The sequence below is a fragment of the Streptomyces candidus genome, from assembly GCF_014207445.1.
Lineage (GTDB): Bacteria > Actinomycetota > Actinomycetes > Streptomycetales > Streptomycetaceae > Streptomyces > Streptomyces candidus.
Map to the genome: position 1 here is coordinate 1 of NZ_JACHEM010000040.1, position 12,734 is coordinate 12,734.

A 12,734-nucleotide genomic window follows, 5' to 3' on the forward strand; every position below is an offset into this window, starting at 1 on the left:
CGCCGTTCCACCTTGGGCAACAGGGGCTCGATCACCGCCCACAACTCGTCATCAACATCCCACGGCTTCGGCCGAGCCACCCCACACCCCCGGATTAACGTTCCTGGAGTGATCCAACCACCTTGAAGATCATTTCGTTAGGAGTTCTAAGAGGGTGTCTCACGTGGTGTGACGTCTGTGCGGCATGATGCTGGTCGTGGGTGCTGATCTGTCGCAGCGGCTGGTTCCTGATGGTCTGTGGGAACTGGCTGCCCCGTTGCTGCCGCCGTTCAAGTCCCGTCCGCAGGGCGGTGGGACCGCCCCGCGCGACGAGCGGGCTGTGTTCACGGCAGTGGTGTACGTCCTGACCAGCGGGTGTGCCTGGCAGCATCTGCCAGAGACGTTCGGTGTCTCGCCCGCCACCGCGCATCGCCGGTTCACCGTGTGGACGAGAGCGGGGCTGTGGCGGCGGCTGCACCGGGCGGTCCTGGACGAACTCGGCGCCCGGGGGGAGCTGAACTGGGCCTCCGCGATCGTCGATGCGGCGTCGGTGCGGGCGAAAAGGGGGGTTCACTGACCGGGCCGAACCCAGTCGATCGCGGCAAGAAGGGCAGCAAACTGCACGTGCTGTCCGAGGCCCGGGGCATCCCGCTGGCCGTCGCCGTGTCCGCGGCGAACACCCACGACAGCCTCGCCCTCAAGCCGCTGATCCGCGGGATACCCGCCATCCGCTCCCGCCGCGGACCACGCCGACGCCGCCCCGGCAAGCTCCGCGCCGACAAGGCGTACTTCTCCGCCGACCACCTCGCCTGGCTGCGCGAACGCGGCCTCATTCCGCGTATCGCCCGCCCGGGCATCGAGTCGAGCGAACGACTCGGCCGGCACCGCTGGAAGATCGAAAGGTCGATCGCCTGGCTGTTCGGCTACCGCCGCCTCACCGTCCGATACGAGCGGAAGGGATCTCACTTCCTCGCCTTCCTCGGCCTCGCAGCCGCTCTCACCTGCTACAAGAAACTGGCAAAACTCACCACGTGAGACATCCTCTTATTGCGCGGTGGCCTCGACGGTGTCCTCCGACTTGCGGTTCAGCTTCGACTTGAGGTCGTTGAACCTCTTCTTGACGTGCGGCGTGGCTTTCGCGGCGACGATGCCCGCCGCGCCTACGGCTGCGACCACCTTGATCACGTTCTCAAGACGCGCTGCGGAAACTCGGCGTCCCGGCCGACAAGGGCCGCACCTCGGTCATCCGCCAGCTCGTCCTCCAGGCCCCGGCGCCCGTCATCGCCCAAGTACTGGGCTATCACGACCAGAGCACCACTCGCATCGCCACCGAGGCCGGAGCCCTCTGGAAGAACTACACACCCGGCGACCACACGCGTTAACCAGTCCTCTTGAACTACGCGCCGGGCGAAAGATCACACCGCTCGGCTGTCTTCACCTCACAGTGGTGACCATGCTGAACCGAGTAGCCGTTCTGTCCGACATTCACGGTGTCCTGCCGGCCCTGGAGGCAGTGCTCGCCGAACCAGACGTCAGCACCGCCGATCACATCGTGCTCACCGGTGACATCACCGCCGGCCCGCAACCGGCCCAGGTTCTCGACCTGCTGACCAGCCTCGGCGACCGCGTCATCTGGATCAGCGGCAACGCCGACCGGGAACTCCTTGAATACCGCCGGGGGCAACGCGACACGATCCCCGATCCGATCGCTCCCTGGGCAGCCGAACAGCTCCGTGAGGACCATCTCGACCTTCTCGGCTCGCTTCCACGATCACTCTCCCTGTCCGTCAATGGGCTGGGAAAGGTGCTGTTCTGCCATGCCACCCCTCGCGATGACGAGGAGGTCGTCCTGGTCGACTCCCGCCTCGACCGCTGGAAGGAAGTCTTCGGCGGGCTCGATACCGACATTCGCACCGTGGTCTGCGGCCACACCCACATGCCGTTCGTCCGCCTCGCCCACGGCCGGCTCGTGATCAACCCCGGCAGCATCGGCATGCCCTACGGACGGACCGGAGCGCACTGGGCCCTGCTGGGCCCGGGCGTCGAACTCCGCACCACGCACTTCGATATCGAGGCCGCAGCCATCCAACTCGGCCAGGACTCGTCCTATCCCGACATCACCGAATGGGCCGACTACTTCCTGCACGCTCGCGCTACCGACGCCGACGCCCTCGCAGCCTTCGCTCCACGGGACGGACGCGACCACAGTCCGTGACACTCGCTCCCCATGCACGACAGCGGGCAGCCGAACACCGACTACACGATCAACGACGCCTACCAATCTCAGATCCCAATTCGGTTACGTGGCGCGGGTGCGGTCGAGTCGGGCAAGGTGGCTGACGCGGGTGCGGTCGAGCGGGTGGCCGTTCCACCAGGCATCGAAGCGTATGAGGTTGAGCGCGACCACGGCCGTAGACCGCCGCCGTATCGATCCAGTTGATGCCCTTGTCCACGGCGTGCCGGATGGTGGCGATGACCTGTTGGTCGTCACAGCCGTCCCATCCGGCGCCCCCGAGTCCGACTCGAGTGCTCTTCATGCCGGTGGTTCCCAGCGGACGCGTGCGCTGTAGGGGCACGCGGGGCGAGATGCCCCCCTCCCGGTCAGTGTACGGCGGCACGGAGTGCCCCCTCTCGGTCAGGACCCGGCGTGCAGGGCACGCGCGGGCAGGGCCAGCTCGGTGACGGCGCGTCCGCGTTGCTGGCGCAGAATGACCTCGGGGTCCCGGCCGACGGTCGTGGTCTCGACCGTCCGTTCGTCGCTCCACCCCGCCAGCCGGTACTCGTCACGCCGGATTCGGACCAGGCTGAAGGAGTGGCCGCAGGGTGACAGCAGACGCGCCCCGTCGGCCGTCATGGTGATCACCGCGGTGGTCCGTTCGCCAGCCTCGTCGAATATGTCGTCCTGCTCCCAGTCGAGGAATGCGGACGGGAGCTGCACCTGTCAAGGAGCAACACGGGGCCCTGGCAAGGTGATTGGCAATTTCCAATCACCTGGCATCATGCTGGCACGCATGCGCCAAGACACTCTCTGGGTCCACCGTGAGTTCCGGCAGTTGTGGGCGGGACAGACGGTCAGCCAGTTCGGCACGTACGTGGGCCAGACCGTGCTGCCGCTCCTCGCCGCGACCTCTCTGGGGCCTCGCCCTTCCAGATGGGGGTCCTGACCGCGGCCGGAACTGCCGCCTTCCTTTTGATCGGCCTGCCCACAGGGGTATGGGCGGATCGCGTACGGCGCAGGCCGATGATGCTGGCGGCCGACTTCACACGGGCGGCGCTGCTGTTCACCATCCCCGTGGCCGCCTGGACAGACGTGCTGACACTCACCCAGCTCATCACTGTCGCCTTCCTCGGCAGTGTGGCCACGGTGGTCTTCGATGTCGCGTACCAGTCCTACCTGCCCTCCTTGATTGGCCGGTCTCAGCTCATGGAGGGCAACACCCGGCTCCAGTCGAGCCTTTCGGCCGCCGAGGTCACCGGACCGGGCGTCGGTGGCGGACTGGCGCAACTCGTCGGCGCGGCGACGGCCGTCCTGACGACCGCCGTCAGCTACCTGGCCTCCGCGATCCTGCTGCTCCGCATCAGGACACCTGAACCGCCACCGGTGGGACGAGAGGGGGCGGGGGTGGGTGCGCAGATGAAGGAAGGGCTGAGGTTCGTCCTGGGGGAGAAGTCGTTACGGGCCATCACCCTGTCCACAGCGCTCTCCAATCTGGCGATCACGGTTCTGCTGTCGATGCAGATCCTCTTCCTGACCCGGGATCTCGCTCTGACCCCCGCTGCGGTCGGCGCCGTGCTCGCCGTCAGCAGTGTGGGCGGGCTCTTGGGCGCCCTCACCGCCGGTCGCTGTGCCCGATGGATCGGTCCCGCGCGGGCCATCTGGCTGATCCCGTTGATCATCTCGCCCGTTGCGCTGGTCGTGCCGATGGCCCAACCCGGCTGGCTGACGGCCCTGTGCGTGGCCGGGCTCGCACTCCGGGCATACGGCACCACGGTTTTCAACGTCGTGAACGTCAGCTACCGGCAAGCCGTCTGTCCGGGACGGTTGCTGGGCCGCGTCACCGCCACCGTACGGTTCATCACCTGGGGTGCGATGCCGGTGGGGGGACTGATCGGCGGCGCACTGGGAGGATGGATTGGGGTCCGGCCCACTCTGTGGGTGGCGTGCTCCGCTCTCGCCCTGACCTCTCTTCCGCTCCTTCTGTCCCCGCTTCGCACCCTGCGCGAGTTTCCGGAGGCGGCGGACGAAGCGGCCCCTGAGCGCAGTTGATTCCCTTCGCCAGCCCTGAAGCCCGCGAGGACCTACACGGTCATGACCTGCAGCGGTGATCACAGACTCGGGTACGAGGCGAGGTAGACGGCAGTCCGTTCGGTGTCCGGGGTGACGGCATCATGATTGAATTCCTCAAGGAGTTCCTCCAGACGCCGCTCGTACTCCTCCCGCCGTTCCCGCGTGAGATTCAGAACGAAGCGTGCCTGGACCACGTCCTGCAGGTCGAGTTCGCCCACCTCGGAAAGAAAGGCCTCCAGCATCGCCTCAGCAAGAGCACTCTGATTCCGGGGACTCAGCGTCCACGGCAACCCTGTGGACAGGTAGGGGATCTCCTTGGCGCCCCGGTTCCCGCGACGGGCCGGCTGCGGCTCAAGGAACCCTGCTTCCACCAGCTTGCGCACGTGGTGGAGCGTGGTCGCCGGGTCCCGGCCAAGCCGCTGGGCCAGTTCCTTGTTCGTCATAGCCGCCAGGCGGGTCAGCCGAATGATGCGCAACCGCACCCCCGACGCGAGGGCACTCGCCCGTACTTCCGCAGCGTCCCGACGCCGAATAGCCATGCTCCGATCCTACGGGCCGTCACCTGCGGGGAGAGAAGAAGACGTCTCCCACCCGCCCCATGTGTACGCGATACCCCAGGACGGACGTGCTCCTCGTGACGGCATCGCCCCGAGTCTTCACCTTTCCCGGCGATCCTGCCGCCCTCGCACCGTCTTCTCAACCTCCCGAACTCAGCTGCCCTGCGCCAGGCGCACCGCCGGCAACTGCAGCGGCGCCAGGCCCCGTTCTTCCTGACGAATGTCTTCTACCTGTGGACGAATCGCCTGCCGCCGTTCCATGGGCCGCTGGCGCTGGCGGGCGTAGGTGCCTTCATCATGGAAGGTAGGGGCCCAGCCTCGTCCTGACTGATGGGACGCGTTCAGGCAGAGACTGCCAGGTACACACTGGAGCAGCGTTTTCCGGTGAACCCGTTCCTCCGGTTGTCTGGGGGGAGAGCGTTAGTCAGCGGTCGGCTTGTCGGTTCTGGAGTACGGCTCGTCGTCCCGGCCAGGTGCCTGCAGACGGGCTCGGGTCGCGGGGTTCGGGGCGGTGTCATGTCGGCTCCTCGCAGAGGGACCGATTCGCACCTGGGACCATGAGCGGATGCCCGAGGAACCGAACCCGATGCCTGGCCTGTGGCCGCTCGTGCCGTCCGGCGCCACCCACTGGCTGCTGGAGCTGTGCGGCGAGGGCCTAACCGGGTTCATGCCTCCGGCGATGCCTGACGCGGTGTGGGTCCTCAACGCCATGCATGAACACGAGCAGGGGCCACACGAGGCGTCGTACGACGAGTACCACCACGCACGTCTTGCTGACGGGAGCACCCAGCCCCACACTGTCGGAGGCATCGACCTCGACGCCGTGAGTATCGCCACGGGGGGAGGTCTGGGCCGTGCCCGGCACCCCGGCCCTGGCTGGCGGCGGCTGCGCTGGGCCGAGCTTGCCCGACGGACCGGTGACCCGATAGTGCCCGACGGGTTGATGCCCTCCTACTGCTGCTTCCCTTCGGCCAAGAAGGAAGGCAGCTGGCCGCTGAGCATGATTCCGCCGACCGAAGGAAGCCTGGACCGTGAGACCTGGAGCTGGCTGATCGCCACCCTCACCCAGTACAGCCCCGCAGGCCCGGACACCCGCTGCCTGGCCTACTACAGTCCTCTGACGCTTGGAGCCATCGACTTCGACAACCTCCACGTGCGTGCGGGTCGGCTCGGCGATGCCGAGATCTTGTACGACCATTCCGAAGCAGACTTCAGCCCGTCCAACCTCTGGGCCGATGACCGCTCCTGGGTCCTGTGCACCGACTACGACCTGTGGGCCACCAAGGTCGCAGGGCCCCCGGTCCTCATCAACGCGTTGCTGGACGATTCTGAAATCGAGGCGGTTCGTCTGCCTTGGGCGCACTGATGACGAGCAGCCTGGGTCCCTTTCCCGGCCCTGAAGCGTGCACGCATCCATTTCCTGCCTGCTGGTGCCGGACAGCCCTCTACGATCCGGTGCATGCTGAATCCCGAGTCGCTGGAACGGATCATCGCGCGGCGCGCGGAGCTGGACGAACTCGAAGAAAAGCTGGCCAAACAGCTGGCGGAAGTGCGGGTCGAGCGGGACGAACTCGCCGTCGCCGAGCGCCTCCTTGAACGCATGACCGGGCAGCTCGCCGAGGAGCGTTCCTCAGCCCGGCCGATGCCGGGGCAGGCGGGTGGACATCCGCCGCCGCACCACCCTGCCCCCGCACGACCCCCGCCGCGCCGTAACCGACCTCGCCCTGAGTCAGGCCACCGCCCACTTGGCCACCTGGCCGACCGGGCCCGCCCGCTGCGCCCGCGACCGCGCCCTGGCCGTCTGCGCCCTCTCCGTCCATCTCGGTCGCCTCACCCCTTCCGACCGGCCCTTCACCTTGAAGGAGCTGGGACCGGCCGTATCGTGAACGCCTGCGCGACCGAGTGCGGCCATACCCCAGGGCCGCAGCCGAGCGTTGTACCCGGCATGACGACGCAGGCAGTGCTGCAGGCCGTCGTGGCCCACGCGAGCGAAGCCGACCACACGGTGGCGCATTCCGCCCATCCGGCCGCAGCCCGCGCACAGCACCCCGCTCCGCCCGCCGGCACGGGCCCAGAGGCGCGGTCCCTGCCTCTCGCGAAGCGGGTTCCGCCTGACGGCAGCCGCACACGGGCCTTGCCGGCGCCCGGAGCTTCGACGCGGGAAATGGGCTTCGCGGCCGGTGCGGGGCTGAGAGCCCGCGTATGACGTAGCAGCCGACGGTTGAGAACCGATCCGACGACTCGACCGAACCCCACAACTCCCTACCGCCAGCACGGCGAACCACCCCGAACGAACAGGAATCAGCCGCGTGACGCCCCAGTACTGCGAACGATGCGAGACGCCCCTCAGCCAGGCCCCCGCCGACGGCACCGCCCCCGAGCAGGACCCTGCCCCGCACATGATTCCCCAGCCAACGCGACCCTTTGCCGCCGGCCGAATCCTCATCTCCCCCGCGGGCGTGGCTCATCTTCCCGGCGCGTGCAACCACCACCCCGACCTCCCCCTCGACCAGGCCGGCTGGGGATGGATCCCCCATCCCGACCCGGAAACCTGGTCCCGCCTCAGTCCCACTCACCCCCTCCACGCCACCGAAGGCGACACCACCCTCCACGCCACCACCCGCTGCGCCCACTGCGTCCACGCCTGTCCGGCGTGACGGGTCTCCGCCGCCCCTGCCCGGCGGCCGACAGCTCGCTTGACAAGCGCGAAGGTATTCCAGACCAGGGGCGAGCTAGCGCTCCCTGGGCGCCGCCTTCTGCGTACGCTTGCCGCTCTGCGCGCTTCTCGTACCCCTGCGGACCCTGAGCCGCTCTACGGGCTTCCTCGGCACCACCAGGTGCCCCTTGCGGGCGTGGGACGCTTTCGCTGCCCGCAGGTTGCGCTTTCACTTGTTGTCCTGGGTGCGTTTCACCAGCCGCTCGTTTTCCCTGGCAGGTTCGAGTCCGAGGGCGTTCTCCAGCAGCCACTGCTGCACGGGTTGCAGGGTGTCCCACCCCGTACCGGCAGCGTCAGTGTCTGCTGGAATGCTGGCTTCGTCCGCGAGAGTGATACCAGGAGCCGTGCATGGGAACGTGGGGAACAGGTCCGTTCGACAGCGATCGTGCTGCCGACTTCGTCGATGAACTCGAGGGACTGCCTCCTGAGAAGGTCATCGAAGTGCTTGAGCGGGCGTTCCGGCGAGTCATGGATTGCGGAGGATGCGTGGAGGGCGGCGACGGCACCGAAGCGGTGGCCGCCGCGGCTCTCGTTGCCAGCACCATTCCGGGCAACGGGATGATGCTCGACCCTGAGGACGGACCCAGAGAACCTCTGCCGCAGCTTCCCTTGGCTCTTCGCACGACAGCCGTGCTCGCTCTGCAATGTGTGCTCCAAGGCGGATCGGAGCTGCTGACCGGCTGGGTGGACAGTGCCGATGCCGCTCGGTGGCGCCACGAAGTCCAACGGATCGCGGAGGCCCTGGGGCCGATCGGCCACGAGCAGTAACCACACCACAAGAATTTGGACCAGAGCCCCTACAAAGTGACACAGCCGACTTGTGCTGCCTCGCCACCAAATTCGATCACGGAGAGAGTGACGCAGATGCCTGGGAAGCTCCTGCTCTCCCGGGTCCGACGCTGAGGTGCGAGGCGAGGACCGCTGGCGGCCGGCGGCGCCGACAAGTGCCCTGTACCTGCTCGCTCCCTCGATGGCGTCGCGCAGCTGCTGCTCCCTGCCATGCCGGATGTCCGAAGACGCAATAAACCGCGGAGCGCTCTCGGGCCGCCTGGAAGGACCGTGCCGGTCCAGCGCCAGCGGTACAGCCACTGCTTTCAGGCTTCGCGGCCAGTCAACGCGGCGGCAGGGGCGCCCAGTTCGGGCCAGCACGCCGGGATGGATGGGCTCGTAGGCCGTGTTGTAGGCGCTGGTGAGGTGGGCATCGCCGGGCAACCACGGCCCGGGGGATCGGCGGGCGTCCTGGGTGTGCAGTTCAGGGGCGCAGTCCTTGGTAACGGGTCACGCTGCCCGGGTGCCTGTGGCGGGGAACGAATCTTCAATCCGCTCTCGTGGCGGGTGAGATGAACCCTTTCGGGGGACTTCGGTGGACCCGAAGCGTCACTAGGATTCCCATCAGGCCTTCTCGTGCAATCCCATATGGGATTTTCGGCGGGTCGCGGGGCGGATTCCGTCCGGCAAGGCGCAAAGAATTCGAACAATGACGGAATGGGGTTGCGGCATGCAGTTCAACAATGGGGTTGCTGCGAGTGAGATCGCCGACGCTGTGTGGATCAAGAGCAGTGACAGCACGGGGAACGGGAACTGTGTCGAGCTGGCCGGGCTGCCGGGCGGTGCGGTGGCGATGCGGAACTCGCGGTTCCCGGAGGGGCCGGCGCTCGTCTTTACCGCGGAGGAGCTCGTCGCGTTCCTGGCGGGCGCCAAGCGGGCGGAGTTCGATGCACTGATTGACTGAAAGTCATGCTGAGGCCATGACTTGGAATGGCGGGCCGGACACTCCACTCTGAGAGGCTGGAGTGTCTACCTGTATCGGGAGTCTGACGTGTCCGCCGTTCCTGCGCCCCAGCAGCCCGAGTTGGCCGAAGTCGTAGACATGGAGGGCAAGATCGGCCGCGTCGCGGCATGGATTATGATCGGGGACCAGCTCAGAACCTGGCGCATCCAGAAAGGGCTGTCGCTGAAGGATGTGGCCCCTGTGATCCGGGGTTCGGTCTCCAAGATCAGCCGGCTGGAACGGGGGGAGACGCCGCCCAAGGACCGCGATGTCCTGGACCTGGCACGGCATTACCGCGCTTCCGAGACGGACCGCCGGATGATGCAGCGGATGCTGGAGCAGGCCCACGACTCGGAGTGGTACCAGCACTTCAGTGATGTCACACCGAACTTCCTCAAGCGGCTGGTGTCGCTGGAAGGAAGCGCGGAGGAGATCTGCACCTACGAGAACCAGGTGGTTCCCGGACTGCTGCAGACACGGGAGTACGCTGAGGCCCTGGTGCGGGCCACCATGCCCCAGGGCCCCGCGGAGAACATTCAGCGCGTGGTGGATTTCCGTATCCGGCGTCAGCTCATCCTGAATCAGACGATCCCGACGGTGCTCGCCCTCCTTGACCGAAGCATCCTCGACCGCCCCCGTGGTGGTGCCCGCGTGATGCGGGACCAGATGCAGCACCTCCTTGACGCCGCGACCGTCAACAAGGTCAACATCCGCATCGTGGAGTTCGACGAGAGTACGGACATTACCCCGCCGTACCCCATCACCCACCTCAAGTTCGGCACGGGCGGTCCGGCAGAGCTGGCCTACGTCGAGTACATCAACAGCGCCAACTACGTCACGGAAAAAGCAGAGTTGGACCTCCACCGCAACATCCTGAGCCGGCTCCGGCAGGCGGCCTCCTCGCGGGAGCGGAGCCTGGAACTGCTGAGGGAGGCTATCGGGAAGTACGACGAGCGCGCTTCCCGATAGCCGCGCGGGAGCTTACAGCAGTGCGACGCCACCCCACTCCACCCAGTCGGTGGGCCTGTGTTCCTTGGGGGGCGGCACGGAGTCGGGGCGCCAGTCGACGACATCGGTCAGGCCAGGGGCAACGATGCTCATGCCGTCGAAGTAGCGGCGGACCTCTTCCTCGGTGCGTACGCGGCCCCACCGCCCGCCGGTGGTCACGTCCATCAGTTGGGTGACGCCGTCACGCACCGCAAGATCCTCGCTGACGAGCTGGCAGATCACCATGCAGCTGCCGGGTGCAAGCTGGCCGGCGACGGCCCTGACCACCGCTGCCGGGTCGCGTGCATCGTCGGTGTCCTGCAGGCAGTGCAGAACCGACACGAACAGAGCGGCGATGGGCCGGTCCCACCGCAGGAATCCCTCGGTGGCTTCCCGGATCTTCGCGGTCTCCCGCATGTCCTGCTGGACGATCAGCGTGCGGTCGTTCTCCTGGAGGGAGGCGTGTCCGTGGGCCAGCACTATCGGATCGTTGTCGACGTAGGCGACCCGGCAGTTTGGATCGATGCGCTGCGCGATCTGGTGCACATTGTCCTGGGTGGGAAGGCCGGATCCGTGGTCCAGGAACTGGGTGATGCCGAACTCGGTGACCAACGTGCGCACCACCCGGCGCAGGAACGCCCGGTTGTTGCGGGCGAGCAACTGGGTGCTGGGTGCGATCTTGAGCAATTGGGCGCACGCTTCGCGGTCGGAGGCGTAGTTCTCCACCCCGCCCAGTAACCAGTCGTACATCCTCGCCACACTCGGCGTGTTCATATCAATCTCTTCGGTGCGGGGTTTCTCCCCATGGGGCATGGGCCCTCCCAGGCGCGGGCGACTGCTGTGAAAGTGAATGAAGCGCCCATGCTAGAAGGTGACTTGACAGCCGACCAGTCACCCAAAAGGGGCGTGCGGCGGCATCGGGCGTGGAGCGCGGGGGAGCGGGCAGGCCGGTTGCGCCCTCAGGAGCGGGAACTTTCCGCGCCCAGCAGGCTTTTCACCCCGGGCGGCAGCACCTTCAGTACCCGGTCCGCGCTCAACAGCAGCCCCCGCACGATGAAGGTGTCCTGCCCCATTGCGTACGCTGCCTGATGCTCCGTCAGGCCCAGGTGGTGGCAGAGCAGCACTGTGTCCGCCTGGGCCCGGGACAGCACACAGTGGACCGCGCACAAGGGTTCTGCGGTCGCCTCCCAGGCCGCGCGGGTGACGGCGTTCGTGAGAAGACCCCAGGCCACGGAGGCCGGACACGCACCGCGCAATACCGTCTCCCACTGTGCGGACAGATCCAGGAACGCTTCTTCGACGGATTTCGCCGCGCGCACCGGGTCTCCGGTGCGCGCGCACGCGTACCGCAGGTAGGTGTGCTGGTGGGTCTGGCGGAATGCCGCGTACTCCAGTGTGTGTGATGAGCGGGTGGGGAGGCGGCAGGGCCGCCGACCGACCGGACCGTGAGCGCCGAGAGTCATTTCGGCTCATCTCCCTCAGCGCCGGCGGCATCGCGCTGTGCGGCGAGATGGGCGTAGTCCAGGAGTTGCCAGTAGGTCTCCATGATCGCCGGGTCGGCGCCGAGTAGGGCGGTCAGCCGGTAGGTGGTCGGCCAGTCGGGAGTGTGGATACCGGACAGGACCGCGTTGACCATCCGGGCGGGCAGTGCGCCGCCTTCGCACAGGGCAGCAAGGGACGGTTCACCCGCAGCCAGATAGAGGCCGCGCAGCGCGTTGTGGAGGCAGGCGGCGGCTTCGCCCGCGGTGAGGGAGGGCCGGCTCGGAGGCCGTTGTGCGAGTTCCCACAGGTTCTTCAGGTCTTCGAGCGGACCGTTGAGGAGGGAGGTCAGCACAAAGGTGACCGGCCAGGAAGGAGTTCGGCGGCCGTTCAGGATGAGAGCGAGCTCCCTGGCAGGAATACCCGCTTCTGCCGCCAAGGCCTCGAGGCTGGCTCCCGCCTGCGTGTACAGCACGGACAGGGCCCTGCTCAGTCTGCGGGCCGCGCCCGCCTTGTGGCCGGTACGGCTCTGCGGGCAGGAGGTACTGGCAATGGGCGCACTGGCGCCCAGGGGGGAGGCAGGATCGGCGGCAGTGGGGAAGGCGGGCAGCCGGGCGGCGAGGAGACGGCCAACCTTGAGGTCCGACCATCTCTGCTGAGCCGAGGACTCGCTGACACGGGCCGCGTCGGCGATGACAGCCCACGAGGTTCCGGCGCGGCGTGCGTCCTGGACCGCTGCGGCGAGGTAGCACTCCGCGGTGTCGATGACCTGCTGCGCCTGGGTGAGCCTGATCCGCAGGGACACCTCGTTCTGCTCGGAGGCGAGGAGGCTGTGCGCGCAGGTGGTGAGATCGTCCGCGGCTGTCGGCGACGCGTGAAAAGTGGACCAGATCCGACGGTTGAGAATTGACCCCCGGTCGGTCAGTTGATGTTGTTCATTCCCCGGTGCTGGCTGTG

General features: G+C 67.3%; 17 protein-coding genes. 10 read left to right on the forward strand and 7 right to left on the reverse strand.

Annotation, left to right across the window (positions count from 1 at the left end; genetic code table 11):
- Positions 1 to 208 precede the first annotated feature (208 nt).
- A protein-coding gene (locus tag HNQ79_RS32555; protein ID WP_221508369.1) for an IS5 family transposase occupies positions 209 to 1,014 on the forward strand; the annotation gives its coding sequence in 2 pieces (ribosomal slippage) (positions 209 to 539 and positions 539 to 1,014; 807 coding nt in all).
- 9 nt (positions 1,015 to 1,023) lie between these two features.
- Here HNQ79_RS32555 and HNQ79_RS34355 read toward each other — a convergent pair.
- Positions 1,024 to 1,155, reverse strand: a complete 132-nt coding sequence (locus HNQ79_RS34355) for a hypothetical protein (protein ID WP_260421920.1) — start codon at positions 1,153 to 1,155, stop codon at positions 1,024 to 1,026.
- 277 nt (positions 1,156 to 1,432) lie between these two features.
- Between HNQ79_RS34355 and HNQ79_RS32560 the strand changes: the two genes are divergently transcribed.
- Positions 1,433 to 2,194: a metallophosphoesterase family protein gene (locus HNQ79_RS32560; RefSeq protein ID WP_185036597.1), complete on the forward strand. Its 762-nt coding sequence runs from the start codon at positions 1,433 to 1,435 to the stop codon at positions 2,192 to 2,194.
- Between the two features lie 49 nt (positions 2,195 to 2,243).
- On the opposite strand, the gene HNQ79_RS32565 is transcribed toward HNQ79_RS32560, so the two are convergent.
- Together HNQ79_RS32565 and HNQ79_RS32570 are read right to left on the reverse strand one after the other, a co-directional pair.
- Positions 2,244 to 2,516: an aldo/keto reductase gene (locus tag HNQ79_RS32565; RefSeq protein ID WP_185036598.1), complete on the reverse strand. Its 273-nt coding sequence runs from the start codon at positions 2,514 to 2,516 to the stop codon at positions 2,244 to 2,246.
- 98 nt (positions 2,517 to 2,614) lie between these two features.
- Entirely contained in the window at positions 2,615 to 2,917 is a 303-nt protein-coding gene (locus HNQ79_RS32570) for a hypothetical protein (RefSeq protein ID WP_185036599.1), read from the reverse strand.
- Positions 2,918 to 2,990: 73 nt separating this feature from the next.
- Here HNQ79_RS32570 and HNQ79_RS34360 point away from each other — a divergent pair, with 73 nt between their 5' ends.
- Both HNQ79_RS34360 and HNQ79_RS32575 read left to right on the forward strand, forming a co-directional pair.
- Positions 2,991 to 3,143 carry a hypothetical protein gene (locus HNQ79_RS34360; RefSeq protein WP_260421921.1) on the forward strand — a complete coding sequence of 51 codons (153 nt, stop codon included), beginning with the start codon at positions 2,991 to 2,993 and terminating at the stop codon, positions 3,141 to 3,143.
- Entirely contained in the window at positions 3,131 to 4,246 is a 1,116-nt protein-coding gene (locus HNQ79_RS32575) for an MFS transporter (RefSeq protein ID WP_229923802.1), read from the forward strand. Before HNQ79_RS34360 ends, HNQ79_RS32575 begins: the two co-directional genes overlap by 13 nt.
- Positions 4,247 to 4,305: 59 nt before the next feature.
- On the opposite strand, the gene HNQ79_RS32580 is transcribed toward HNQ79_RS32575, so the two are convergent.
- Complete coding sequence (locus HNQ79_RS32580; protein ID WP_185036600.1) at positions 4,306 to 4,806, reverse strand: ArsR/SmtB family transcription factor; 501 nt, start codon at positions 4,804 to 4,806, stop codon at positions 4,306 to 4,308.
- Between the two features lie 583 nt (positions 4,807 to 5,389).
- On the opposite strand from HNQ79_RS32580, the gene HNQ79_RS32585 reads away from it, so the two are divergent.
- The 6 genes from HNQ79_RS32585 (at position 5,390) to HNQ79_RS32610 (ending at position 10,280) form a co-directional block, all read left to right on the forward strand.
- Positions 5,390 to 6,190: a hypothetical protein gene (locus HNQ79_RS32585; RefSeq protein ID WP_185036601.1), complete on the forward strand. Its 801-nt coding sequence runs from the start codon at positions 5,390 to 5,392 to the stop codon at positions 6,188 to 6,190.
- A 292-nt stretch (positions 6,191 to 6,482) separates the two neighbouring features.
- Positions 6,483 to 6,710, forward strand: coding sequence for a hypothetical protein (locus HNQ79_RS32590; protein WP_185036602.1), 228 nt, complete (start codon positions 6,483 to 6,485; stop codon positions 6,708 to 6,710).
- 423 nt (positions 6,711 to 7,133) lie between these two features.
- Positions 7,134 to 7,481 carry a hypothetical protein gene (locus HNQ79_RS32595; protein WP_221508368.1) on the forward strand — a complete coding sequence of 116 codons (348 nt, stop codon included), beginning with the start codon at positions 7,134 to 7,136 and terminating at the stop codon, positions 7,479 to 7,481.
- Positions 7,482 to 7,888: 407 nt separating this feature from the next.
- Entirely contained in the window at positions 7,889 to 8,308 is a 420-nt protein-coding gene (locus HNQ79_RS32600) for a DUF4259 domain-containing protein (RefSeq protein WP_185036603.1), read from the forward strand.
- 730 nt (positions 8,309 to 9,038) lie between these two features.
- On the forward strand, positions 9,039 to 9,272 hold the full coding sequence (locus tag HNQ79_RS32605; protein ID WP_185036604.1) for a DUF397 domain-containing protein: 234 nt from the start codon (positions 9,039 to 9,041) through the stop codon (positions 9,270 to 9,272).
- Between the two features lie 87 nt (positions 9,273 to 9,359).
- Entirely contained in the window at positions 9,360 to 10,280 is a 921-nt protein-coding gene (locus HNQ79_RS32610) for a helix-turn-helix domain-containing protein (RefSeq protein WP_185036605.1), read from the forward strand.
- A gap of 12 nt (positions 10,281 to 10,292) precedes the next feature.
- Here HNQ79_RS32610 and HNQ79_RS32615 read toward each other — a convergent pair whose 3' ends face one another.
- From HNQ79_RS32615 to HNQ79_RS32625, 3 genes are all read right to left on the reverse strand, one after another.
- The gene (locus HNQ79_RS32615; RefSeq protein ID WP_185036606.1) at positions 10,293 to 11,111 is read right to left on the reverse strand and encodes an SAM-dependent methyltransferase; all 819 of its coding nucleotides are present in this window, start codon (positions 11,109 to 11,111) and stop codon (positions 10,293 to 10,295) included.
- A 146-nt stretch (positions 11,112 to 11,257) separates the two neighbouring features.
- A complete protein-coding gene (locus tag HNQ79_RS32620; protein WP_185036607.1) occupies positions 11,258 to 11,761 on the reverse strand; it encodes a hypothetical protein in 504 nt (167 codons plus the stop codon).
- Positions 11,758 to 12,734, reverse strand: a 977-nt coding sequence (locus HNQ79_RS32625; RefSeq protein ID WP_185036608.1) for a hypothetical protein, incomplete at its 5' end; no start/stop codon positions are given. The genes HNQ79_RS32620 and HNQ79_RS32625, both read right to left, overlap by 4 nt.